This is a genomic window from Streptomyces rapamycinicus NRRL 5491, assembly GCF_024298965.1.
Classification (GTDB): Bacteria; Actinomycetota; Actinomycetes; order Streptomycetales; family Streptomycetaceae; genus Streptomyces; species Streptomyces rapamycinicus.
In genome coordinates this window covers 11,067,806-11,090,610 of record NZ_CP085193.1, presented here as the reverse complement: position 1 = coordinate 11,090,610, position 22,805 = coordinate 11,067,806, and the positions used below count along the sequence as shown (strand labels likewise).

At 72.4% G+C, this 22,805-nt stretch carries 19 protein-coding genes (1 of these 19 cut by a window edge); 14 read left to right on the top strand and 5 right to left on the bottom strand.

Features of this window, described 5'->3' with window-relative positions; genetic code table 11:
* Positions 1 to 96: 96 nt before the first annotated feature.
* Together LIV37_RS45910 and LIV37_RS45905 are read left to right on the top strand one after the other, a co-directional pair.
* Positions 97 to 2,496 carry a beta-L-arabinofuranosidase domain-containing protein gene (locus tag LIV37_RS45910; protein WP_020873914.1) on the top strand — a complete coding sequence of 800 codons (2,400 nt, stop codon included), beginning with the start codon at positions 97 to 99 and terminating at the stop codon, positions 2,494 to 2,496.
* Positions 2,497 to 2,579: 83 nt separating this feature from the next.
* Entirely contained in the window at positions 2,580 to 3,035 is a 456-nt protein-coding gene (locus LIV37_RS45905; protein WP_243146576.1) for a DUF6010 family protein, read from the top strand.
* A 72-nt stretch (positions 3,036 to 3,107) separates the two neighbouring features.
* On the opposite strand, the gene LIV37_RS45900 is transcribed toward LIV37_RS45905, so the two are convergent.
* Both LIV37_RS45900 and LIV37_RS45895 read right to left on the bottom strand, forming a co-directional pair.
* The gene (locus LIV37_RS45900; RefSeq protein WP_020873912.1) at positions 3,108 to 4,622 is read right to left on the bottom strand and encodes an FAD-dependent oxidoreductase; all 1,515 of its coding nucleotides are present in this window, start codon (positions 4,620 to 4,622) and stop codon (positions 3,108 to 3,110) included.
* Positions 4,619 to 5,119, bottom strand: coding sequence for a hypothetical protein (locus LIV37_RS45895; RefSeq protein ID WP_020873911.1), 501 nt, complete (start codon positions 5,117 to 5,119; stop codon positions 4,619 to 4,621). Before LIV37_RS45895 ends, LIV37_RS45900 begins: the two co-directional genes overlap by 4 nt.
* A 187-nt stretch (positions 5,120 to 5,306) precedes the next feature.
* On the opposite strand from LIV37_RS45895, the gene LIV37_RS45890 reads away from it, so the two are divergent.
* The 6 genes from LIV37_RS45890 to LIV37_RS45865 all read left to right on the top strand — a co-directional run bounded on the left by LIV37_RS45890 (position 5,307) and on the right by LIV37_RS45865 (position 11,017).
* The gene (locus tag LIV37_RS45890; RefSeq protein WP_158635003.1) at positions 5,307 to 6,200 is read left to right on the top strand and encodes a LysR family transcriptional regulator; all 894 of its coding nucleotides are present in this window, start codon (positions 5,307 to 5,309) and stop codon (positions 6,198 to 6,200) included.
* A 98-nt stretch (positions 6,201 to 6,298) separates the two neighbouring features.
* Positions 6,299 to 6,940, top strand: coding sequence for a TetR/AcrR family transcriptional regulator (locus LIV37_RS45885; protein WP_243146536.1), 642 nt, complete (start codon positions 6,299 to 6,301; stop codon positions 6,938 to 6,940).
* Positions 6,937 to 8,430, top strand: a complete 1,494-nt coding sequence (locus tag LIV37_RS45880) for an MFS transporter (protein ID WP_243146537.1) — start codon at positions 6,937 to 6,939, stop codon at positions 8,428 to 8,430. The genes LIV37_RS45885 and LIV37_RS45880 overlap by 4 nt, the downstream gene beginning before the upstream one ends.
* Positions 8,431 to 8,463: 33 nt before the next feature.
* Positions 8,464 to 8,922 (top strand): MerR family transcriptional regulator, encoded by a 459-nt coding sequence (locus tag LIV37_RS45875; RefSeq protein ID WP_121826590.1) that lies wholly within the window; start codon positions 8,464 to 8,466, stop codon positions 8,920 to 8,922.
* Between the two features lie 47 nt (positions 8,923 to 8,969).
* Positions 8,970 to 10,076 carry an SDR family oxidoreductase gene (locus tag LIV37_RS45870; protein ID WP_020873907.1) on the top strand — a complete coding sequence of 369 codons (1,107 nt, stop codon included), beginning with the start codon at positions 8,970 to 8,972 and terminating at the stop codon, positions 10,074 to 10,076.
* A 167-nt stretch (positions 10,077 to 10,243) separates the two neighbouring features.
* Positions 10,244 to 11,017 (top strand): nucleotidyltransferase domain-containing protein, encoded by a 774-nt coding sequence (locus tag LIV37_RS45865; RefSeq protein ID WP_020873906.1) that lies wholly within the window; start codon positions 10,244 to 10,246, stop codon positions 11,015 to 11,017.
* Between the two features lie 78 nt (positions 11,018 to 11,095).
* Here the strand turns inward: LIV37_RS45865 and LIV37_RS45860 are convergent, their stop codons facing one another.
* Positions 11,096 to 12,127, bottom strand: a complete 1,032-nt coding sequence (locus LIV37_RS45860; protein ID WP_020873905.1) for an EamA family transporter — start codon at positions 12,125 to 12,127, stop codon at positions 11,096 to 11,098.
* Positions 12,128 to 12,195: 68 nt separating this feature from the next.
* On the opposite strand from LIV37_RS45860, the gene LIV37_RS45855 reads away from it, so the two are divergent.
* The 6 genes from LIV37_RS45855 to LIV37_RS45830 all read left to right on the top strand — a co-directional run bounded on the left by LIV37_RS45855 (position 12,196) and on the right by LIV37_RS45830 (position 16,765).
* The gene (locus LIV37_RS45855; protein ID WP_020873904.1) at positions 12,196 to 13,050 is read left to right on the top strand and encodes a LysR family transcriptional regulator; all 855 of its coding nucleotides are present in this window, start codon (positions 12,196 to 12,198) and stop codon (positions 13,048 to 13,050) included.
* Between the two features lie 114 nt (positions 13,051 to 13,164).
* Complete coding sequence (locus LIV37_RS45850; RefSeq protein WP_020873903.1) at positions 13,165 to 13,653, top strand: MarR family winged helix-turn-helix transcriptional regulator; 489 nt, start codon at positions 13,165 to 13,167, stop codon at positions 13,651 to 13,653.
* 118 nt (positions 13,654 to 13,771) lie between these two features.
* Complete coding sequence (locus tag LIV37_RS45845; protein WP_020873902.1) at positions 13,772 to 15,256, top strand: MFS transporter; 1,485 nt, start codon at positions 13,772 to 13,774, stop codon at positions 15,254 to 15,256.
* 41 nt (positions 15,257 to 15,297) lie between these two features.
* Positions 15,298 to 15,807: a pyridoxamine 5'-phosphate oxidase family protein gene (locus tag LIV37_RS45840; RefSeq protein WP_020873901.1), complete on the top strand. Its 510-nt coding sequence runs from the start codon at positions 15,298 to 15,300 to the stop codon at positions 15,805 to 15,807.
* Between the two features lie 158 nt (positions 15,808 to 15,965).
* On the top strand, positions 15,966 to 16,268 hold the full coding sequence (locus LIV37_RS45835) for a hypothetical protein (RefSeq protein WP_020873900.1): 303 nt from the start codon (positions 15,966 to 15,968) through the stop codon (positions 16,266 to 16,268).
* Between the two features lie 107 nt (positions 16,269 to 16,375).
* Positions 16,376 to 16,765 carry a hypothetical protein gene (locus LIV37_RS45830; RefSeq protein WP_020873899.1) on the top strand — a complete coding sequence of 130 codons (390 nt, stop codon included), beginning with the start codon at positions 16,376 to 16,378 and terminating at the stop codon, positions 16,763 to 16,765.
* 100 nt (positions 16,766 to 16,865) lie between these two features.
* Here the strand turns inward: LIV37_RS45830 and LIV37_RS45825 are convergent, their stop codons facing one another.
* Together LIV37_RS45825 and LIV37_RS45820 are read right to left on the bottom strand one after the other, a co-directional pair.
* Positions 16,866 to 18,059: a cytochrome P450 gene (locus tag LIV37_RS45825; protein ID WP_020873898.1), complete on the bottom strand. Its 1,194-nt coding sequence runs from the start codon at positions 18,057 to 18,059 to the stop codon at positions 16,866 to 16,868.
* Between the two features lie 40 nt (positions 18,060 to 18,099).
* Positions 18,100 to 22,805, bottom strand: partial view of a type I polyketide synthase gene (locus LIV37_RS45820; RefSeq protein WP_167525946.1) — the 3' portion only. The gene runs 28,978 nt beyond the window's last position; only the last 4,706 of its 33,684 coding nucleotides appear in the window; the start codon falls outside the window, past its right edge; the stop codon is at positions 18,100 to 18,102.

The following is a 22,805-nucleotide window of genomic DNA, read 5'->3' as shown; positions in this document are numbered from 1 at the left end:
ACTTATGGACAGCGCGCCGGTGGCGTGCTGTGATGCGCGACAACGATGTCAGGCGCCACCCGTCTTCCTCGGCACCCCACCGACAGGAGCCGCACGATGCCCCTCGATCGACGTCGCTTCCTCCGCACCGGCGCCCTCGCCCTCGGCGCCCCCGCGCTCGCCGGACACCTGGCCACGGACGCCGTGGCATCCCCGGCCAGGCGGCCAAGGGCCCCGCTGCCCGACGCCTTCGACCGGCTCCCGTCCGGGAGCATCACCCCGCGCGGCTGGCTGGCCGAGCAGCTGCGCCTCCAACTCCACGGCCTCTGCGGCCGCTACGAGGAGCGCTCGCACTTCCTCGACGTCAACGCCACCGGGTGGACCCACCCGGACCGGGAGGGCTGGGAGGAGGTGCCCTACTGGCTGCGCGGCTACGTCCCACTGGCCGTGGCCACCCGTGACCGGGCGGCCCTCGCGAACTCCCGTAAGTGGATCGACGCCATCCTCGCCACCCAGCAGAGCGACGGCTTCTTCGGACCGCGCTCCCTGCGGACAAAGCTGAACGGCGGCCCCGACTTCTGGCCGTTCCTCCCCCTCCTCATGGCCCTGCGCACCCATGAGGAGTTCACCGGCGACGAGCGCATCGTCCCCTTCCTCACCCGCTTCCTGCGGTTCATGAACGCGCAGGGCCCGGGCGCCTTCGACTCCAGCTGGGTCTCCTACCGCTGGGGCGATGGAATCGACACCGCGATGTGGCTCCACCGCCGCACCGGCGAGGCCTTCCTCCTCGACCTCGTCCAGAAGACGCACACGTACGGCGCCGACTGGGTCGACAACATCCCGACCCCGCACAACGTCAATATCGCCCAGGGCTTCCGCGAGCCCGCCCAGTACGCCCAGCTGACCGGCTCCGCCGAGCTCAGACAGGCGACCTACCGCGCCTATGCGTCGGTGCTGGGCGCGTACGGCCAGTTCCCGGGCGGTGGCTTCGCCGGGGACGAGAACTACCGCCCGGGTTTCGCCGATCCCCGGCAGGGCTTCGAGACCTGCGGCGTCGTCGAGTTCATGGCCAGCCATGAGCTGCTGACCCGGATCACCGGCGACCCGGTGTGGGCGGACCGCTGCGAGGACCTGGCGTTCAACATGCTGCCCGCCGCGCTCGACCCCCAGGGCACCGGCACCCACTACATCACCAGCGCCAACAGCATCGATCTGAACAACGCGGTGAAGTCCCAGGGGCAGTTCCAGAACGGCTTCGCGATGCAGTCCTACCAGCCGGGCGTCGACCAGTACCGCTGCTGTCCGCACAACTACGGCATGGGCTGGCCGTATTTCACGGAGGAGCTGTGGCTGGCCACTCCCGACAAGGGGCTCGCCGCCTCCCTGTACGCCGCCTGCCAGGTGACCGCGAAGGTGGCCGGTGGCACGACGGTCACCGTCACCGAGGACACCGACTATCCGTTCGACGAGATCATCACACTCACGCTGTCCACCCCCGAGAAGGTGGCCTTCCCGCTTCATCTGCGTGTCCCAGGCTGGTGTGAGGAGCCCCGTATCGAGGTCAACGGCCGGGCGGTGGCCGCGCGCGGCGGTCCGGCCTTCGTCAAGGTCGACCGGAGCTGGACGGACGGCGATGTGGTGACGATCCGGCTGCCGCAGCGCACCACCCTGCGGACCTGGTCAGCGCAGCACGGCGCGGTCAGCGTCGACCACGGCCCGCTGACGTACTCCCTGCGCATCGGCGAGGACTTCGTGCGCTACGCCGGAACCGACACCTTCCCCGAGTACGAGGTGCACGCCACCACGCCGTGGAACTACGGCCTCGCCCCCGGAGCCCTCCCCGTCCTCACCCGCGACGACGGTCCGCTCGCCGCCAACCCCTTCACCCACGAGACCACCCCGGTCCGCATGGCCGCCCGGGCGCGCCGCATCCCCGAGTGGGTCTCGGACGACGAGCGGGTGGTCACCCCGCTGCAGCAGAGCCCGGCCCGTACCGACGCACCGGCGGAGACGGTCACCCTCATTCCCATGGGCGCCGCCCGGCTGCGCGTCACCTGCTTTCCGACGGCCTCGCCGGACGGCCGGGCGTGGACCCCGGAGCCGCCCTTCCGCCGACTGCTCAACAAGCACAGCGGCAAGGTGCTGGCGGTCGACGGGATGTCCACGGCCAACAGCGCCCGTGTGGTGCAGTTCGACAACACACCGACGGGCGACCACGCCTGGCAGTGGATCGACCGGGGCGACGGCTGGTTCCTGGTCCGCAACGGCCACAGCGGCAAGGTCCTGGGCGTGGACCGGATGTCCACCGCCAACAGCGCCATCGTCGTCCAGTACGAGGACAACGGCACGGCCGATCACCTCTGGCGGAAGGTGGACAACGGCGACGGCTGGTTCCGCGTCCTCAACAAGAACAGCCAGAAGGTGCTGGGGGTCGACGGGATGTCCACCGCCAACAGCGCCCAGGTGGTGCAGTACGACGACAACGGAACCGATGACCATCTGTGGCGGCTGGTGTGATCCGCCCCGGCGATTATCCGTTGGAACGTGTCGGGAATAGCCCTGTGGGGCGGCCGGGAGCGGATCTAGCGTGATGAACCGTGATCCAATACATCGCCCCGGTCTTCATCGGACTCCTCTACGCGCTCCTGATGTCCCTGATCCGTGAACCCCACCGACGGCGCTTCAACGCGATCATGGTCGGCGGAGCGGGTGCCGCCTACCTCAGCGGCGGCGGCCTGGACGGCTGGGAGTTCGCCTTCACCGTGGTCGCCACCTATGTGGCCTACCGTGGCCTGGAGTCGTGGACCTTCATCGGCATCGGCTGGCTGCTGCACACCGCGTGGGACATCGTGCACCACATCAAGGGCAACCCCATCGTTCCCTTCGCCCATGGCTCGTCGCTGGGCTGTGCGATCTGCGATCCGGTCATCGCGCTGTGGTGTTTCCGGGGCGGCCCGTCGCTGCTCCGGTTCTTCCGCAAGGAACGGCCGGAGGGACCGGCCGCCACCGCCCTGTCCGGCTCCCAGTCCGCCGGGCAGGCGGCGGGGAATGGATGAGGGCATCGGCGCCGGGCCACCCGCCCGGCGCCATCCCCCCATCTCCCTGTTCAGCCCCCGGTATCTCCCTGTTCAGCCCCCGGCGCGCACCCCTTCGGCGGCCGGGCCGGTCCAGGCCCGCCATGTGGTGTGCCAGCCGTCGGGGCCGTCCGTACGGACACCGGGTCCCGCCCAGGCGATATAGCCGTCGGGGCGGACCAGCAGGGCGGGGCCGGAGTCGGCGCGCTCGGCCTGGGCCACCGTGGTGTCGACGCGCGACGCGCCCCTCTCACGGATCAGCAGAAAGCCACCGGTCCGCTGCACTTCGGTCAACCGGCCCTCGGCGAGGGGGACTTCCGTGGCGCGGGTGCCCACGAGCGCGTGCCGGCGCCGTCCGCGCGGATAGCACAGGGTGACGCCGGTGAAGCTTCCGGCGATGGTGTCGCGCACCCGGCCGACGCCCAGCAGGGCCGGGGCCAGGTGGTCGCGCAGCCACCGCGCCGGGCGCGGCCCGAGGGTGACGGCGCGCATCATGGCACCGCTCTGGAGCAGGACACGGCGGCCGACGGGGTGGCGCTCCCGGTGGTAGGTGTCCAGGATGGCCGGGTCGGCGCCGCCGAGGGCAAGGTCGAGTTTCCAGGCCAGGTTGGCCGCGTCCTGGATACCGGTGTTCATGCCCTGGCCACCCATCGGGGAGTGCACGTGGGCGGCGTCCCCGGCGAGGAAGACCCGGCCGTGCCGGTAGGAGCTGACCTGGCGTTCCTCGCAGTGGAACCGGGAGTGCCAGCCGATCTCACGGACCCCGACGTCGCGCCCCATGGCCTCGGCCAGTACCCGGGTGACCTCCGTCTCCTCCACGGGGGCCCGGTCGGGCAGTTGGTGGCGACGGTCCCAGGTCATCGACCGGTACCAGCCGGGGCGCGCCTGCCCGTACGGCACGAGGAAGCCGAAGACCCCGGGGGCGTTGCCCAGGGTGAGCCCGTTTCCGGCCGGGCCGTCGGTGAGGCGGACGTCGGCCAGCACCACGGAGGTCAGGACCGTCTTACCGGGGAAGTCGGCGCCGAGGAGGTCGCGGACGGTGCTGTGCGCCCCGTCCGCCCCCACGACGTACCGGGCTCGCCACGTGGAGGCGGGTCCGCCGGCGTTGGGGCGGGCGGTGACGGTGACCGCGTCGGCGTCCTGTACGAGGCCGGTGACCTCGGTGCCGCGCAGCACCTGGGCGCCCTGGTCGCGGGCGTAGCGTTCGAGCGCCTGGTCCACATTGGTCTGCGGGGTGATCATCCCGTATCGGTGGCGGGAGGGCAGATGTGTCAGGTCGAGCGTGGCGCCCGCGAACAGGTGGACGGCTTCGGTGGTGTTCGCCTCGGCCAGGAGGCCGTCGGCCAGACCGCGGCTGTCGAGGACTTCCAGGGTGCGGGGCATGGTGACGAAGGCACGGCTGGACGGATGGATCTCCGGTCGGCGCTCCAGCACGGTGACCGCGCGTCCGGCCCGGGCCAGATCCCCGGCCAGGGTCATTCCGGTCGGTCCGCCGCCGACGACGAGCACATCCGTGGGGTGGAGGTCGGGGTTCGCCTCCTCGTGGGGCCGGGACGGGGCGGCGGTCACCGCGTCTCCCTCGGGCCGTGGGCTGCTTCGGGGCGGGCGGCGTTGCCGGGGTTCTTCACCGCGGCCTCCTCGAGGTCACGGGGGATGTCGAGGGCAACGGTGGAGGCCGGGTCGGGGTAGTGGCGGCGGATGTCGTCGGGGGTGGCCGCGGCTGAGTGGTTGAAGATGAACCGCGCGTGGGGCAGTGCGGTGTGGACGAGGTTGACGATGGATTCGAAGAGCAGCGTGTTGCCCGCGGTGAGCCGTACCCCGGCGCCGATGAGGACCGCGTCGTAGCGCTTGCGGCCGAGCATGGCGCGGATGGTGTCGAGGGCGGTCTCCCCGAAGTCGATCTGACATCCGTCCGCCTCGTATCCGGCGTCGCGCAGCAGGGCGAGGTTGTCGTCGTTGGCTGCGCGCAACCTCTCCCGCGTCAGACCGGCGAAGGCGGTGAACTCCGGCGCCTCGTAGTCGATGGAATCGGGGTGGAGCCCGATCTGGATGGCTGAGACGCTCATGACGATGGATGCCTTCCGTGGTGAAGTGCGTTGGCGCAGGGGGAAGTTGAGGGAATGCGGCGCCGAACCGGGCGGTTCGGCCGGGGTATTCGGCGGGGGCGTTCCGCTTCCCCTCCACGGTGGCGGGCCCATAGGTATCGTGTCCAACGATGATGTGTGCTGTGTGGCATCGCGAATGGAGATGACGGTGGAGCTCCGACAGCTGGCGTACTTCGTCGCGGTGGCCGAGGAGCGCAGCTTCACCCGCGGCGCCCAGCGGGAACACGTCGTCCAGTCGGCGGCCTCCGCCGCCGTGGCCCGGCTCGAGCAGGAGTTCCAGACCGCGCTCTTCGACCGCTCGCACCGCACCCTGGAACTGACCACCGCGGGGCGCACGCTGCTGGCCCGGGCCCGGATCCTGCTCGCGGAGGCGCAGCGGGCGCGCGATGACATGGGCCGTCTCACCGGAGGGCTCAGTGGCACGGTCACGCTCGGGACGGTCCTGTCCACCGGCTCGTTCGATCTGATCGGGGCGCTGAGCGCGTTTCAGGCCGAGCATCCCGATGTCGTGGTGCGGCTGCGCCACTCGACCGGTCCGCTGGCCGGACACGCCACCGCCCTGCGCGAGGGCAGGTTCGACCTCATGCTGCTGCCCGTGCCCCCGCACGGCCCCGCCGTCCTCGGCCCGGATCTGGTCATCGATGATGTGTCGCGGATACGCCTCGGGCTGGTCTGCCGCGCCGACGACCCCCTGGCCGAGGCCCACGGCGTGACCTACGCCGACCTCGCGGACCGCCGCTTCATCGACTTCCCCACGGGGTGGGGCGACCGCACCATCGTCGACAGCCTCTTCGGCACCGCGGGGGTCCAGCGCACCGTGGCACTGGAGGTCGTGGACACCACCACCGCCCTGACCATGGTCCGGCGGCGTCTCGGGCTCGCCTTCGTGGCCGAGGAGACCATCGCCTCGCAGCCCGGCCTCACCCAGGTCGATCTCGCCGATCCGCCGCCGCTCCACGGTCTCGGCCTCGCCGCCTCGCGCAACCATCCCCCGTCCGAGGCGGGCCGCGCCCTGCGCCGGACCCTGCTCGCCGCGCGCTGACCGACGACGTCGAAGCCGAAGGTCTCACCCGCCACTCCCCCTGTGGTCATGCGCCACACAATTGACGGAGTGAGTACTCACTCCGTAGTGTGTCCCGTATGACGGAGAAGGCAGCGAACCCCGCCACCCCGCCCCGGCGCCGCGCACCGGCCATGGATCCCGAGCAGCGCCGCGCGATGATCGTCGCCGCGGCGCTCCCCCTCGTCGTCGAATACGGCGCCTCCGTGACGACCGCGAAGATCGCACGGGCCGCGGGCATCGGCGAAGGCACGATCTTCCGGGTCTTCGAGGACAAGGACGCCCTGCTCGCGGCCTGTATGGCGGAGGCCGTACGGCCCGATGACACCGTGGCCCACCTGGAGTCGATCGCCCTGGACCAGCCGCTCGCGGACCGGCTCGCCGAGGCGGCCGATGTGGTGCGCGGGCACATGGGCCGCATCGGCGCGGCCGCCGGAGCGCTCGCGGCGGCCGGGCGGCTGGAGCGCATGGCGCCCAAGCCCGGCAAGGACGGGCGCCTCCCGGACCGCGAGGCGGGCCTGGTCCGGCCGCGCGCCGCGCTGGCCGCGCTGTTCGAACCCGACCGGGACCGCCTGCGGCTCGCCCCGGAGCGGCTCGCCGACGCCTTCCAGCTGACGCTGATGTCGGCCGGGCGCCTGGGCGCCCCCGAGCCGCTGACCACCGAGGAGGTCGTGGACCTCTTCCTGCACGGCGCGCTCATGGCGCCCGGGGAGGCCCGGTGACCGGACCCGACGCGTACGAGGCGCTCCCGCCCCGCCGCCGGACCCTGGTCACCGTCGCCCTGCTGGGCTCCGCCTTCCTGGCCATGCTGGACGGCACCGTGGTCGGCACCGCGCTGCCCCGCATCGTCGAGCAGATCGGCGGAGGCGACTCCTGGTACGTCTGGCTCGTCACCGCCTACCTGTTGACCTCCTCGGTCAGCGTGCCGGTCTACGGCCGCTTCTCCGACCTCCACGGCCGCCGCCGGCTGCTGATCGGCGGGCTCGCCGTCTTCCTGGTCGGCTCCGCCGCCTGCGGCCTGTCCGCCTCGATGCCCGCCCTGGTCCTCTCCCGCGCGCTCCAGGGCCTGGGCGCGGGATCCCTGCTGACCCTCGGCATGGCGCTGGTCCGCGACCTCCACCCGCCGTCCCGCCCCCAGGGGCTGATCCGGATGCAGACGGCGATGGCCGCCATGATGATCCTGGGCATGGTGGGCGGCCCGCTCCTCGGCGGGTTACTCGCCGACCACATCGGCTGGCGCTGGGCGTTCTGGCTCAACCTCCCGCTCGGGCTGACCGCGGGCGCCGTCATCGCCCTGGCCCTGCCCGACCGCCGTCCCGCCACCCCGCCGTCCGGCCGGCTCGACGTGGCGGGGATCCTCCTGCTCGCCGCCGGGCTCTCCCTCGCGCTGACCGGTCTCAGCCTCAAGGGGAACGCGACCGCCGGACGCGCGCCCTCCTGGACGGACCCGGCCGTGCTCGGCTGTCTGCTCGGCGGTCCGGCGCTGCTCGCCGCGCTCATACCGGTCGAGCGGCGGGCCGCCGTCCCCGTCCTGCCCCTACGGCTGTTCCGGCACCGCACCTACACCGCCCTGCTGACCGCCGGTTTCTTCTTCCAGGTCGCCGCGGTGCCAGTGGGGATCTTCCTGCCGCTGTACTTCCAGCACATCCGCGGCCACTCGGCCACCGCCTCCGGTCTGCTGCTGCTCCCCCTGCTCATCGGCATGACCCTGGGCAACCGGCTCACCGCCGCCACCGTGCTGCGCAGCGGGCACGTCAAACCGGTCCTGCTGATCGGCGCGGGGCTGCTCACCGCCGGTACCGCGGCCTTCGTCGCCCTGCGGGCCACGACGCCTCTCGCGCTGACGTCCGTCCTGCTGCTGCTCGTCGGGCTCGGCGCCGGACCGGCCATGGGCGGGCTCACCATCGCCACCCAGAACGCCGTCCCGCGCACGGACATGGGCACCGCCACCGCGGGCTCCGCGCTCACCAAGCAGATCGGTGGCGCGGTCGGCCTGGCCGGCGCCCAGTCCCTGATCGGCCACTCCGGCGCGGCCGCGCCCACCGCCACGGCCATCGGCTCCACCGTCGCCTGGAGCGGCGGCGCGGCCGGGCTCCTCGCCCTCGGGGCGCTGCTCCGGATGCGGGACATCCCCATCGCCACGGCCGGAAAGCGCCCCGGCGCGCCCACTCCCGCGTCCGCCGTCCCGGCGAAGGCCGATCGGCGCACTTGACCTCAAGCGCTTCAAGTATCGGATGCTCGTTCCATGACAGCGACGAGGACAGAAGTCCGGGGCTCCCCGATGACCATCCAGCAGGTGTCGAGGCTGAGCGGCCTCTCGGAGCCGACACTGCGCTACTACGAGAAGATCGGCCTGATCCCCGCGGTGGACCGCGACCCGGACAGCGGCCACCGGCGCTACCACCCCTCCGTGGTGGAGACGATCAGGTCACTGGGGTGCCTGAGATCCACCGGCATGAGCATGCGGGACATGCGCGCCTACCTCGGCCACCTCGACGAAGGCGACCAGGGCGCGGCTCCCCTGCGCGACCTCTTCCAGCGCAACGCGGACCGCTTGGAGCACGAGATCGCGCTCATGGAGGTCCGCCTGCGCTATCTGCGGCTCAAGGCGGACATGTGGGATGCGCGGGAGCGCGCCGACACCGATGCGGAGCGCCGGGCGATCGACGAGGTCACGGACGTCATCGACGCGTTGCAGCCGTGAGAGACACCGCTGCGAGAACACACTTGGGAAGGAATCCGAAGGAACCGATGGAAGGCAAGACGACCCCCGTGTCCGCTGACGCCGTTTCCGCCGCCCGTGCCGACGCCGGTGCCGACACCGGTGGTGGCGAACTCGTCCTGGTGACCGGAGGCAGCGGGTATCTCGGCACCCATGTGATCAGCGGCGTGCTGCGGAGCGGCCATCGGGTCCGCACCACGGTCCGTTCACACGGCCCGGCCACGAGCGCCGCCACTGGCGCCGCCACTGGCGCCGCCGCGAGTGTCCGGTCGGCCGTCGCGGCCTCCGGTGTCGATCCCGGCGGGCGGCTCGACATCGTCAGCGCCGACCTGACCACGGACGACGGCTGGGACGACGCGATGGCGGGGTGTACGCGCGTCCACCACATCGCGTCACCGTTCCCCTCCGTCCAGCCGGACAACGCCGACGAGCTGATCATCCCCGCGCGGGACGGCACCCTTCGTGTGCTGAGGGCGGCACGGGACCACGGTGTGAAGCGGGTCGTGATGACGTCCTCGTTCGCCGCGGTGGGGTACAGCCGCAAGGACGGCGACGAGTACGACGAGAGCGACTGGACCGACCCCGAGGACGACAACCCGCCCTACATCCGCTCGAAGGCCATCGCGGAGCGGGCCGCCTGGGACTTCGTGGCGAAGGAGGGGGACGGCCTCGAACTGACGGTGATCAACCCGACCGGGATCTTCGGTCCGGCACTCGGCCCCCGGCTGTCCGCCTCGACGGGATACGTCCGGGCGATGCTGGAGGGGGCGATGCCGGCCGTCCCTCGCGCACACTTCGGCATGGTGGACGTACGCGATGTCGCCGAGCTCCACCTCCGGGCCATGACACATCCCGCCGCGGCCGGAGAGCGCTTCCTCGCCAGCGGCGACCGGACCGTCAGCTTCCTGTGGATCGCCCGGGTGCTGGCCGAGCACCTCGGAGAGCGCGCCGCACGGGTGCCCACGCGGGAGTTCGACGACGGACGAGCGCGGGAAGCGGTCGGCGTGACGGAGCGGGTACCGATCCTGCGCACCGAGAAGGCGCGTTCCGTGTTCGGATGGACCCCGCGCGATCCGGTGACGACGATCCTCGACACCGCGGAGAGCCTCTTCCGCCTGGGCTTGGTGAAGGGCTGATCCACGCCTGGCCGCTGCCGCCCTCTGACGGGGGCGGTAAGGTCGGCGTCGTGGAGTGATGACCCGGCACACCGATCCGTATGAACGCCGTCGTTGGAGCCTGTGCTCCGGCGTGTGTTCGGTGTGCCCGCGGCACCCGTCATCCACTTCACACGATCGGAATCCGTATGACCGACGCCATGACCGACGCCATGACCGACGCCATGTTCCTCGACGATGTCGCGGAGCGACTCGCCGCCCTGCCCGCCGTGCGCGCCGTCACCCTCGGGGGTTCGCGTGCGCAGGGCACCCACACCCCGGAGAGCGACTGGGACCTGGCCCTGTACTACCGGGGCGGCTTCGACCCGGCCACGCTGCGGGCCGTCGGCTGGGAGGGCGAGGTCTCCGGGCTCGGCGAGTGGGGCGGCGGTGTCTTCAACGGGGGCGCCTGGCTGACCATCGACGGACGGCGCGTGGACATCCACTACCGCGACCTCGAGGTGGTGGAACACGAACTCGCCGAGTCGCGGCAGGGCCGCTTCCACTGGGAGCCGCTGATGTTCCACCTCGCGGGCATCCCCAGCTATCTGGTGGTGGCCGAACTCGCCCTCAACCAGGTGCTGCGGGGCACCCTGCCCCGGCCCGAGTACCCGGGGGCGCTGCGTGCGGCGGCGCCCCCGGTATGGCGCGGGCGCGCGGCCCTGACCCTGCGGTACGCCTCGGCCGCGTACGTGACACGTGGCCAGGCCACCGAGGTCGCGGGCGCGGTGGCGACCGCCGCCCTGCAGACGGCGCACGCGGTGCTGGCGGCGCGCGGTGAGTGGGTGACCAACGAGAAGCGGCTCCTCCAGCGGGCGGACCTGCGTGGCATCGACACGATCGTGGCGGGGCTGCGGCCGGAGCCCACCGCCCTGGCCGAGGCGATCGCCGCCGCGGAGGCGCTGTTCGAGGCCACGGGCTGAGCGGTGGCCCGGGGACGGAAGACGCCTCCGCCCCCGGGCCCAGGCCATCCGAGGCGCCGGGCCGGCCCCGCTGGTCATTCAGCCGCGCCGGGTGAGGATGCTCAGCGCGTTGGCCGCGACGATGGCGCCCACGCTGATCCACTCCGTCCACCCCAGGCGCTGCTCCAGACCGACCCAGCCGACCAGCGCGGCGAGGACGGGGTTGACGCTCATGAAGAGCCCGAACGCCTGGGCGGGCACACGGCGCAAGGTGAACAGGTCCGCGAGGTACGGCACGGCCGAGGAGAGGACGCCCGCGACGATGGCGTACGCCGCGGCGCTCACGGTCGGCGGCTGGTGGACGGCGACGGCGATCCCGACCGGCAGGAACATCAGCGCGGAGATCCCCGCGGCCGCCGCCGACCCCTCGGCGCCGGGGACCCGCCGCCCCACGGTGCGGTTGAGCAGGATGTACGAGGCCCAGCACACGGCGGCCAGCAACCCCAGCCCCATGCCCAGATAGTCGGCCGAGGGGCGCGGACGCATGAGGCTCACCACGGCGGCCGCCGCGACGAGCGCACAGCAGGCGTCCACGCGGCGCCGTGACCCGGCGAGCGCGATGCAGAGCGGGCCGAGGAACTCCAGGGTCACCGCCAGGCCGAGGCCGATGCGGTCGATGGCGCTGTAGAGGGACAGATTCATGGTGCCGAACACCACGGCGAGCCCCACCACCGGCCGCCACTGCCACCCGGTGAAGCTCCGCAGCCGCGGCCTGCCGACAGCCAGCAGGACGATCGCGGCCACGTACTGGCGGACGGCGACGACCCCGACCGGGCCGATGACGGGGAACGCCTGGGATCCGATCGCGGCGCCGGTCTGGTTGGACAGCCCGCTGCCGATCATCGTGGCCACTCCGGCGAACCGCCGTCCGGCCGGCCGTTGATCCAGGTCAGGGGCCAGGTCCCGCTCCAGGCCCTGCTCCGGGTTCGGGCCCGCGCCCGGGCCCGCGCCCGGGCCCGGGTCCGGGTCCAGGCCCGGCCCCGGGCCGGAGTCGGCAGGGGTCGGCGCGGTCCGGTGCGCGGTTTCCGTCGCTCGTGGGGACGGGGTGCGTGACGCGGGGGCGAGTCGCATGCGTCGATCGTGCGCCCGGCCCATGCATGCGCAAAATGCGTTCCGCACTCCATCTATACGCTGGACGTATGGATGTGGAGCTGCGGCAACTTCGCTGCCTCGTCACGATCGTCGACGAGGGCACCTTCACCGACGCCGCCATCGCGCTCGGCGTCTCCCAGGCGGCCGTGTCCCGGGCCGTGGCCGCGCTCGAACGCGCCCTGGGCACACGGCTGTTGCGGCGCACCTCCCGCGAGGTGACCCCGACGGGCACCGGGCTGCGCGTGGTGGCACACGCCCGGCGGGTGCTGGCCGAGGTGGACGGCCTGATCCGGGAGGCCGTATCGGGCCACGCCCATCTGCGGATCGGCTACGCCTGGTCCGCGCTCGGCCGCCACACCCCCGCCTTCCAGCGCCGCTGGGCGCAGGCGTACCCCGAAACGGAGCTGCACCTCGTCCGCGTCAATTCCGCCACCGCGGGGCTGACGGAGGGCGCCTGCGACCTGGCCGTGGTGCGCAGACCGCTCGACGAGCGCCGCTTCGACTCCGCCATCGTCGGGCTGGAGCGGCGGCTGTGCGCCGTGGCCGCCGACGACCCGCTCGCCAGGCGCCGCTCGGTCCGGCTGGCCGACCTCAGCGGGCGTACCCTGCTGGTCGACCGCAGGACCGGCACGACCACCGCGGAGCTGTGGCCGCCCGACTCCCGGCCGGCCACGGAGGAGACCCACGACGTGGAGGACTGGCTCACCGTGATCTCCGCGGGCCGCTGCGTCGGGATGACGGCGGAGTCCACCGCCAACCAGTATCCGAGGCCCGGAATCGCCTACCGGCCGGTCCGCGACGCCGAGCCGATCGCGGTACGCCTCGCCTGGTGGCGGGACGATCCGCACCCCGCCACCCAGACCGCGGTCGAGCTGCTCACCACCCTCTACCGCAATGGCTGACCCGTGCCCGCGGTCCGCCTGGCCCCCTGACCTCCTGGACCTCCTGGACCTCCGACCCTCCAGATGGACTGTTCCGGATAATCCAGTACGGATCGAATTGTTACCCTGGGCCACATGACCGCCATGGCGCCCACCAAGACCGAACCCGACCTGTCGTTCCTCCTCGACCACACCAGCCACGTCCTCCGCACCCAGATGTCGGCCGCGCTCGCCGAGATCGGGCTGACGTCGCGGATGCACTGCGTACTGGTCCACGCCCTGGCGGAGGAGCGCACCCAGGCGCAGCTCGCCGAGATCGGCGACATGGACAAGACCACGATGGTGGTGACGGTGGATGCCCTGGAGAAGGCAGGGCTTGCGGAGCGACGCGCCGCTACCCATGATCGCCGGGCCCGGATCATCGCGGTCACCGAGGAGGGTGCGCGGATCGCCGAGCGGAGCCAGGAGATCGTGGACCGAGTCCACCGTGAGGCGCTGGCAGCGCTACCCGAGACCCAACGCGCCGCACTGGTAAGGGCGTTGACCCGGCTGTCCGAGGGGCATCTGGCCACGCCCGCCGAGAGCCCCCGCCCGGCCCGGAGGGCGCGGCAGCGCGAGAAGTAGAGCGGAGACACCCGCGCGGCCCGTCACACGACCGCCCAAGTAGAGCCGAAACAAATAGTCTGCAACAAAACCATCTGCTACGGTCACTCCTGTCGCGCCTACTGACAGGAGTGTCCGCATGTCCGCCACCTCTTCCGACCCGGCGTCTCCCCGCGTTCCCCCTTCACGCCAACTGGCCCTCGGGGTCATCGCCACCGGGATGCTGATGGTGATCCTCGACGGCAGCATCGTGACCGTGGCCATGCCCGCCATCCAGAGCGATCTGCGGTTCTCCCCCGCCGGGCTCAGCTGGGTCGTCAACGCCTACCTGATCGCGTTCGGCGGTCTGCTGCTGCTCGGCGGCCGCATCGGCGATCTCATCGGGCGCAAGCGCGTATTCCTGGCCGGCACCGCGGTGTTCACCGCGGCCTCGCTGCTCGCGGCCGTGGCCACCTCCCCCGCGACGCTGATCGCCGCACGTTTCCTCCAGGGGGTCGGCAGCGCGATGGCCTCGGCGGTCAGCCTGGGCATCCTCGTCACGCTCTTCAGCGAACCCGCCGAACGGTCAAAGGCGATCGCCGTGTTCAGCTTCACCGGCGCCGCCGGAGCGTCGATCGGCCAGGTGCTCGGCGGTCTCCTCACCGACGCGCTCAGCTGGCACTGGATCTTCCTGATCAATCTGCCGATCGGGCTGCTGACGCTCGCGGTCGCCATACCCGTCCTGCCCGCCGACCGCGGGCCGGGCCTCGCGGCGGGCGCCGATGTCCTCGGCGCCCTGCTCGTCACGGCCGGGCTGATGCTGGGCATCTACACTGTGGTCAAGGTGGCGGACTACGGCTGGACGGCGGCGCACACACTCGCCCTCGGCGCCGTCTCCATCGTCCTGATCGCCCTGTTCCTGGTCCGCCAGGCCACCGCCCGCACGCCGCTGATGCCCCTGCGGATCCTGCGGTCGCGCGGGGTGGCGGGGGCCAATCTGGTCCAGCTCCTGATGGTGGCCGCGCTCTTCTCGTTCCAGATCCTCGTCGCCCTCTATCTGCGCAATGTGCTGGGGTACGACGCCACCAGAACCGGTCTGGCCATGCTCCCGGCCGCCATCGCCATCGGCGCGGTGTCCCTCGGCGTCCCCGCGCGGCTCAGCGCCCGCTTCGGCGACCGCGCGGTACTGCTGACCGGGCTGGTCCTCCTGACCGGCGTTCTCGGCCTGCTCATCCGCGTCCCCACGCACGCCCGGTACGTCCCCGACCTCCTCCCGGTGATGCTGCTCGCCGCCGGTTTCGGGCTGGCCCTCCCGGCGCTGACCAGCCTTGGAATGTCCGGCGCGAAGGAGGACGACGCCGGGCTCGTCTCCGGGCTGTTCAACACCACCCAGCAGATCGGCATGGCGCTGGGCGTCGCGGTGCTGTCCACCCTGGCCGCCTCCCGCACGGACGCCCTGCTCGCCCGGGGCGAGGGCCGGGCCGAGGCGCTGACCGGCGGCTACCACCTGGCCTTCGCCGTCGGCACCGGACTCATCGTGACGGCCTTCGCGGTGGCGGTCACCGTACTGCGACGACCTGCCCGGAAGCCCCCTGCCATGCCGCGGAACGCCAATCCGCCCGCCACACCGGTCACCACCGCCTGATCCCCTCCTCCGCCATCACCACCTGCGAAAGGTTCACTCATATGATGACGACCGAGGACAAGAGCCCGGCGAGCGGCGCCGAGACGAAGCCCGGTGCCGGACCCGCGCCCCGGGTGCTCACCGAGGAGGAGCTGTCCCGGACACTGCGGGACCAGCGGTTCGGTGTGCTCGCCACCGTCAAGCGCAGCGGCCACCCCCATCTGTCGACCGTGATCCACCAGTGGAGCCCCGGGGAGCGCGTGCTGCGCGTCTCCTCGACCGCCGACCGGCTCAAGGTGCGTCAGCTGCGCCGCGACCCGCGCGCCGCCGTGCATGTGGGCGCCCCGGACGGCTGGTCGTTCGCTGTCGCCGAGGGCGAAGCGGAGGTGTCGGAGGTGACGGCCGTCGCCGGGGACGCGGTCGGGCGGGAACTGCTGTCCATGACGCCCGGTTTCGCCGATCCACACGACGAGACGGCCTTCCTGGAGCAGTTGGTGGCGGACCGGCGGGTCGTGATCAGGATCCGGGTGTCCCGGCTGTACGGAACGGCCCTCGACCTGCCCACCACCTGACCACCGGGCACATCACCGCACTGGGACACGGCTCCCGTGCCGTCCTGAACATCGCACCCGGGCCGTACGTACCGGAGAATGTGAACACACCTGGTGAGCGCGCCGGGTGACCGGTGCGGAGGGCTCGGGTGCCCGCCCCTCGGACGAGGAGAGATACCGTGAAAGCACATCGTCTGCCGTGCCGCCCGCGGCGGATCGGCGCCCTGGCCGTCGCCACCTCGGCGCTCGTCCTCGCCACGGCGGCCCCCGCCCTGGCTCACACCGAGGTGAGCGCCTCCGGCTCCCGCGCCCTGGCAAAGAATGTCACCCTGACGTTCGAGTCGGAGGCGTCTGACGGCGGATCCGCGTGGCCCGCCGTGGGCATCATCATCGGCGTCTGTCTGTTCGCCCTGGCCGGAGGGTTTGTGCTGTTCCAGCAGCGGCGCGGCTCGGGCGACTCGGGTGGCTCGGACACCGAATGATCCGAGGGCGCCAATGCCCCCGGGGGCGCGGGTTTGCTGTCGGGTCGAGTGGTAACGCGGTGAACATGACCGAGAAAAGGAACGCACACACTACCCGGAGCACCGACGTGAACACGAAGGCCACCGCCACCAAGGCCAAGGAGACCGCGGAAAAGGCCAAGGACACCGCGGGCAAGGCGGAGACCACGGCGAAGACCGCCGCGGCCGGCGCGGCGACGAGCGCGGCGCACACCGCGCATGTCGCCGCCGACAAGGCTCAAGTGGCCGCCGGGAAGGCCGTGACCACCGGTCGTACGGTGGCCGCTGAGGCGCCCAAGAAGGCGGCCGCGGCGGCGGGTTCGGCCTGGGTGGCGATCAAGGCACGGAAGGTCCTGGCAGCCGTCGCCGGTGCCGGTGCCGCCGCGGCGGGCGCCACCACCGCGGTCGTCCTGCGCAGGCGCGCGGCTCGCCGTCGCCGCCCGCTGGCCCGGCTGACCGGCGGCCGGCTCGGCTCTTGAGGTCCGCGGTCACGATGAGCCGGTGGCCGGGTATCCGGCGACCGTTCGCGCCGGACCCCGCGGCCACCGCCCGCACCGTGCCTTACGGCCCCGGTCGCGGCTATTCGGCCGCCCAGGTCACCGGCAGCTCGTGGACACCGTAGAACGAGGTGTTCTCCCGGTACCTGATCTCCTCCGGGGCCACCGCCAGCCGCAGCGCGGGGAACCTGACGAGCAGCCGCTGTAGGAGCACCTTCAATTCCACCCTCGCCAGCTGCTGGCCCAGACACTGGTGCACACCGTGCCCGAACGCGAGGTGCGAGGTGTGCGACCGGTCGAGGACAAGGTGGTCGGGGTCGGCGAACCGCTCGGGGTCCCGGTTGGCGGTGGACACCAGACCGGCCACGATCTCGCCCTTCGCGATGGGGTGACCGTTGATCACGGCATCCTCGGTGGCGGTACGCACGGTGCCGAAGTTGTTGACAGGGAAGTACCGAAGGAACTCCTCCACGGCGCTGTCAATGAGGTCGGGGTTTTCCCGCAGCCGGGTCAGCTGCTCATGGTCCTGGAACAGCGCCAGCATGCCGAGGCCGATCAGGTTCTCCACCGGTTCATGACCGGCGAAAATGATGGTCATGGCGATGCCGACCACCTCCTCGTCGGTCAGCGCACCGCCCTCGACGTCATCGTGCAGCAGCCTGCTGATCATGTCGTCCCCGGGCTCTGCCCGCTTGGCACGCACGAATCCGCGCATCTCGTCCCACCACGCGGTCGCCATCGCGCCGACGGCCTGATCGTCGCCGCCGGTCTCCCGGAGCGTGCGTACCTCGTGGTCGAACTTCTGGTGGTAGGTGTACGGCACGCCGAGGATTTCGGAGATCACCATCGCGGGCACCGGGCTGGCATAGGCCGCCACGAGGTCCGCGCTCGTGCCCGCCGCCTCCATCGCATCGAGGTGCCGGTCGGCCAGCCGCTCGATCCGGCCGGTCAGTTCGCGTGCACCGCGCACCGAGAACTCGGCAGTGAGGGTGCGGCGGTAGCGGGTGTGGTCCGGCGGGTCCATGGAGAAGAAGAAGCCCGCGGGTATCTCCGGGCTCATCGCCGGGAACGGCACCCTCGCACCACTGAACCGGGAGTCGGCCAGCATGGTCCTGATGTCGTCGTGCTTGGTCAGGAACCACATCACCAGACCGCCGGGCAGCTCCAGTTTGCCCAGTTCGCCCGCGTCCCGCAGTCGGCGGTGTGCCTCCGGCGGGTCGTACGGACAACGCCGTTCGGCCTTCACGGTCCCCGGAAGGGACAAGGTCTCGCTCACTGTTGACTCCCTCGTATGCGTGTCAAGTGATGGTGTGTGGTCATGGACGATCCATCGGCTCGACCCACTTCGCGGCCAGGTCCTGGAGCAGGGTCGAGATCCGCACCCGTGCCGCGCCTGCCGGGTCGAGCACGAGGATCGAATCGTCGAGTTTGTTGAGCTCTTCGAGCACGAGAATGGCGGCCGCCGCGTCATCGGGCAGCATTTCGGCGCGCAGATGGCGGGCGAGGTCGACGGCCGTGGGGTGGTCGAAGGTGAGGCTGGCGGGCAGCTCGAGCCTGGTGGCTCCGGCCAGCTGGTTGCGGAGCTTCAGGGCCGCCACCGAGTCGAGGCCCAGGTCCACGAAGCCTCGGTCCGGGTCGATCATGGTGGCGTCGGGATGGCCGAGCACCATGGCGACCTGGCCACGGACCAGCTCCAGCAGGATCTCGTCCTGCTCGTCCTCCGTCCGCCCGGCCAGCCGCTCCAGCAGCGTGGTCGCGGAAGCCTCGGTCGCCGGGGGCTGTTCCACCGGCCGCCGGTCCGCTTCGGTGCGTGCGGGGACCGGCGTTTCGGTGGTGACCCGGACCGCCTCCCCGAGCCCGGCGCACGCCTCGTCGAACAGAGTGAGGCCCAGATCGGTGGAGACGGACACCGCGGGCAGTCCGCGAGCCCGCCGGTGTGCGGCCAGCGCGTCGGCGTACGCGGGGCCCAGCGTCCCGTCGGCGCAAGTGAACAGCACAAAACGGTCCAGTTCCAGGCCCCGAGTAGCCAGGTGCAGGTTCCAGGCCGCCTCCACCCTCGACCGCAGCTGTGGCCGCAGGGTTTCCGGGGAGAGCGCGCCGGCCCGGGTCGGATCCGGGGCGTCGGCCGCGGTGTGCACCACGCTCCGCAGTCCGGGAATCTCCGCCAGCAGCGCTGCCAGCGCCTCACCGTCCGCCGGGTCACACGGGGCGAGCCGAACCGTGGCTCCGAGGGCCGCCAGTTCGGCCGCGTCGCCGTCCCCGGCCAGGACCAGGTCCCGCACACCGTGTTCGGCGGCCAGGTGGCGGGAGACAGCCATGGCCGACCCACCGGTGACCAGCACCGTCCCCGGGCCCCAGGCGGGCGGATCCTGCCGGGTGGCCACCGGCGTGACCAGGTCCGGTACCAGCACCGCTCCCGCCCGGACCACGACCCGGTCCTCTCCCACGGCCACCGCGGCGGGCAGCATACGCAGATCGCACGCATCGGTGTCGACGAGTGTCAGCCGTCCCGCCACGGCCACTTGGCGGGGCTCGACCAGCGACCACACCCCGGCCGCGGCCAGGTCCTCGACGTCCTCACCGGCCGCCGTGGCGAGCGCACCCCGGGTCACCAGCACCAGACGCGAAGCGGCGAACCGCTCCCCGGCCAGCCACGTCCGCACGGCTTCGGCTACGCGGACGGCCACCTCGGACGCCGTCCCGCCCTCGGATACGCACGGCAGGAGGATGACGTCCGGCACGTCCTCGATGGCCGACAGGTCCGGATACACCGCGACCGGCGCGCCGAGCGTGTCCGGTTTCCAGGCATCCGGGTCGCCGATGAGCCCCCACCGGACGGTGCCGGTGTCCGGTTCGGCCCGCGTACGGCAAGCCGCCCACACCGGACGGAACAGTGCCGCGTTGGCCTGCCGCAGCCGATGTCCGGACACCGGGCGGAGCACCAGCGAGTTCACCGACAGTACGGGGGTTCCGGCGGCGTCGGCCACGTGGAGCGAGACCGTGTCCGGGCCGACGGGCGCGAGGGTGGCCCGCAGTCTCGTGGCACCCGTCGTGTGCAGGGTGATCCCCGCCCAGGAGAACGGCAGATGGGTCCCCTCGGCCGCGGTGACCAGCCCTGCCAGCGCCTCCCCGCGCAACGCCGGTTCGAGCAGGGCGGGATGCAGCGCCCAGCGTTCGGCCCCGGCCCCGGCCACCTCGGGCAGCTCGATGTCCAGGAAGACCTCGTCGTCACGGCGCCACGCCGGTGTCCCGCCGGACTCCAGCGGCCGGGCGCCGGTGGGCGGCCAGGGCTCGGGGCGCCGCTCCGGCGCGGGCGGCCGGTCCGCGCCGAGGACGGCCGTGGCATGCCGGACCCACCGCTGGTCGCGGCGACAGTACACGGTGACCGGGCGGCGGCCGGACTCGTCGGCGCCACGGACGGACACCTGCACCTCGACCCCGCCTCGCTCGGGGAGGACGAGTGGTTCATGGATGGTGAGTTCGTCCACCGTCCGGCAGTCGCACTGGAACCCCGCCTGGAGCACCAGTTCCAGGAAGCCGGTCGCCGGGAACAGGGGCACACCCAGCGTCCGCCGACCGGTCAGCCAGGAGTGGGCGTCGGCGGAGACCCGGCCGGTGAGCAGAACGCCGTCCGCGTCGGGCAGCGGAACGCTCGCGCCGACCAGCGGATGATCCAGCGCGCCGAGCCCGAAGTCGGCCGCGTCGCCGGGTGTACGGGAGGGCTCCAGCCAGAAGCGGGAGCGCTGGAAGGCGTAGGTCGGCAGCTCGGCCCGGCGGGCGCCGGGGAAGACCGCGGACCAGTCCGGCTCCACACCGTGGGTGTGCAACTGGGCGAGGGCGGTGGTGACCGTGACCGGCTCGGGCCGGTCGGCGCGCAGAGTGGGGATGAACTCGGCGTCCGCCCCGGCGACCTGGGCCTGGGCCAAGGCGGTGAGGGTGCCGTCCGGCCCGAGTTCGAGGAAGGTGCCCGTGCCGAGCTCCCGCAGACGCTCCAGCCCGGCGGCGAACCGCACCGTCTCCCGCACCTGCCGCACCCAGTAACCGGGGGAGCACAGTTCCTCCCCCGCCACCGCGCCGGAGAGGTTCGACACCACCGCTATCCGCGGGGTGTGGAAGTCCACCGTGCCGAGTACCTCGGCGAACGCGATGAGCATCTCGTCCATCAGCGGCGAGTGGAAGGCGTGGCCGACCCGCAGCCGCCGCGTCTTCACCCCGCGGTCGGCGAACGCCTCGGCCACACCGCACACCGCGTCCTCGTCCCCGGACACCACGACCGACGACGGCCCGTTCACGGCCGCGAGGGCGACCCGGTCGGCCAGGAACGGCCGTACCTGGTCCTCCGGCGCGGCCAGGGCCACCATCGCCCCGCCCGGCGGCAGCGCGCCCATGAGCCGGCCCCGGGCCGCCACCACCTTGGCGGCGTCCTCCAGCGACCACAGACCGGCCACATGCGCGGCCGCCAGCTCGCCGATGGAGTGGCCCAGCAGATAGTCCGGCCGCACCCCCCAGGAGGACATCAGCCGGAACAGCGACACTTCGAGGGCGAACAGGCCCGCCTGCGTGTACGTGGTGGCGTCCAGCGCGCCGGTGGCGTCGGTCACCACCTCGTCGAGCGGACGGTCCAGATGCGGGTCGAGCGCGGCGCACACCTCGTCCCACGCCGCCGCGAAAACCGGGAACACCTGGTACAACTCACGCCCCATACCGACCCGTTGGGTCCCCTGGCCCGCGAACAGCACGCCCACCCGGCCCGGGTCCGCGGTGCCCAGGACCACGCCCGGCGCGGGCTCGCCGGCCGCCAGCGCGGCCAGTCCGTCCAGCAGCTCCGCCCGGTCCGCCCCGACCACCGCGGCCCGGTGCGAGAGCGCCGAACGGGTGGCGGCCAGCGACCAGCCCACGTCGGCCGGGCCGGACTCGGGGCGCGCGGCCAGAAAGGACCGCAACCGGGCGGCCTGCGCCCGCAGTCCGCGCTCGCCCTGGCCGGAGAGCACCCATGGCATCACCGCCGGGGCGGGCCCGGACTCCGACTCCGGAGCGGGCCCGGACTCCGCCTCCGCGGGTGGCTGTTCGAGGATCACATGGGCGTTGGTCCCGCTCACCCCGAACGAGGACACCCCGGCCCGGCGGGGGCGGGAGGCCCCCGGCCACTCCGCGGGCTCGGTCAGCAGCTCCACCGCACCGGCCGACCAGTCCACATGGGTCGACGGCTCGTCCACGTGCAGGGTCCGGGGCAGCGCCCCGTGCCGCATCGCCAGCACCATCTTGATCACACCGGCCACTCCCGCGGCCGACTGGGTGTGCCCGATGTTCGACTTGATCGAGCCCAGCAGCAACGGCCGTTCGCGCTCCTGCCCGTAGGTGGCCAGCAGCGCCTGTGCCTCGATCGGGTCGCCCAGGCTGGTGCCGGTGCCGTGTGCCTCCACCGCGTCCACGTCCGACGCGGCCAGCCCGGCGTTCGCCAGCGCGGCCCGGATCACCCGCTGCTGCGAGGGCCCGTTCGGCGCCGTCAGGCCGTTCGAGGCGCCGTCCTGGTTGACGGCGGAGCCCCGTACGACCGCCAGGACCCGGTGGCCGTTGCGGCGGGCGTCGGACAGCCGCTCCAGCAGCAGCATGCCGACGCCCTCACCCCAGCCCGTGCCGTCCGCCGCGTCGGCGAACGCCTTGCAGCGGCCGTCGGCGGCCAGTCCGCGCTGACGGGAGAACTCCACGAAGATGCCCGGGGTGGCCATCACCGTCACCCCGCCCGCCAGTGCCAGCGAGCACTCGCCGGACCGTAGCGCCTGCGCCGCCAGGTGCAGCGCGACCAGCGACGACGAACAGGCGGTGTCCACGGTGACCGCCGACCCCTCCAGGCCGAAGGTGTACGAGAGCCGGCCGGAGACCACGCTGCCCGCGCCACCGGTCAGGAAGTAGCCCTCGGAGCCCTCCGCCGCCTGCCCGGCCCCCGTTCCGTAGCCCTGTGCGGCGGCACCGACGAACACCCCGGTCTGGCTCCCCTTCAGCGACGCGGCCGGAATACCGG

Excerpts from the sequence above, each read along its gene's own strand:
- LIV37_RS45860 (WP_020873905.1), bottom strand. The coding sequence starts at position 12,127 with ATGCGACTCGCCCCCGCGTCACGCACCCCGTCCCCACGAGCGACGGAA.
- LIV37_RS45895 (WP_020873911.1), bottom strand. The coding sequence starts at position 5,119 with ATGAGCGTCTCAGCCATCCAGATCGGGCTCCACCCCGATTCCATCGAC.
- LIV37_RS45855 (WP_020873904.1), top strand. The coding sequence starts at position 12,196 with ATGGATGTGGAGCTGCGGCAACTTCGCTGCCTCGTCACGATCGTCGAC.
- LIV37_RS45845 (WP_020873902.1), top strand. The coding sequence starts at position 13,772 with ATGTCCGCCACCTCTTCCGACCCGGCGTCTCCCCGCGTTCCCCCTTCA.
- LIV37_RS45875 (WP_121826590.1), top strand. The coding sequence starts at position 8,464 with ATGACAGCGACGAGGACAGAAGTCCGGGGCTCCCCGATGACCATCCAG.
- LIV37_RS45910 (WP_020873914.1), top strand. The coding sequence starts at position 97 with ATGCCCCTCGATCGACGTCGCTTCCTCCGCACCGGCGCCCTCGCCCTC.
- LIV37_RS45865 (WP_020873906.1), top strand. The coding sequence starts at position 10,244 with ATGACCGACGCCATGACCGACGCCATGACCGACGCCATGTTCCTCGAC.
- LIV37_RS45885 (WP_243146536.1), top strand. The coding sequence starts at position 6,299 with ATGACGGAGAAGGCAGCGAACCCCGCCACCCCGCCCCGGCGCCGCGCA.
- LIV37_RS45870 (WP_020873907.1), top strand. The coding sequence starts at position 8,970 with ATGGAAGGCAAGACGACCCCCGTGTCCGCTGACGCCGTTTCCGCCGCC.
- LIV37_RS45840 (WP_020873901.1), top strand. The coding sequence starts at position 15,298 with ATGATGACGACCGAGGACAAGAGCCCGGCGAGCGGCGCCGAGACGAAG.
- LIV37_RS45850 (WP_020873903.1), top strand. The coding sequence starts at position 13,165 with ATGACCGCCATGGCGCCCACCAAGACCGAACCCGACCTGTCGTTCCTC.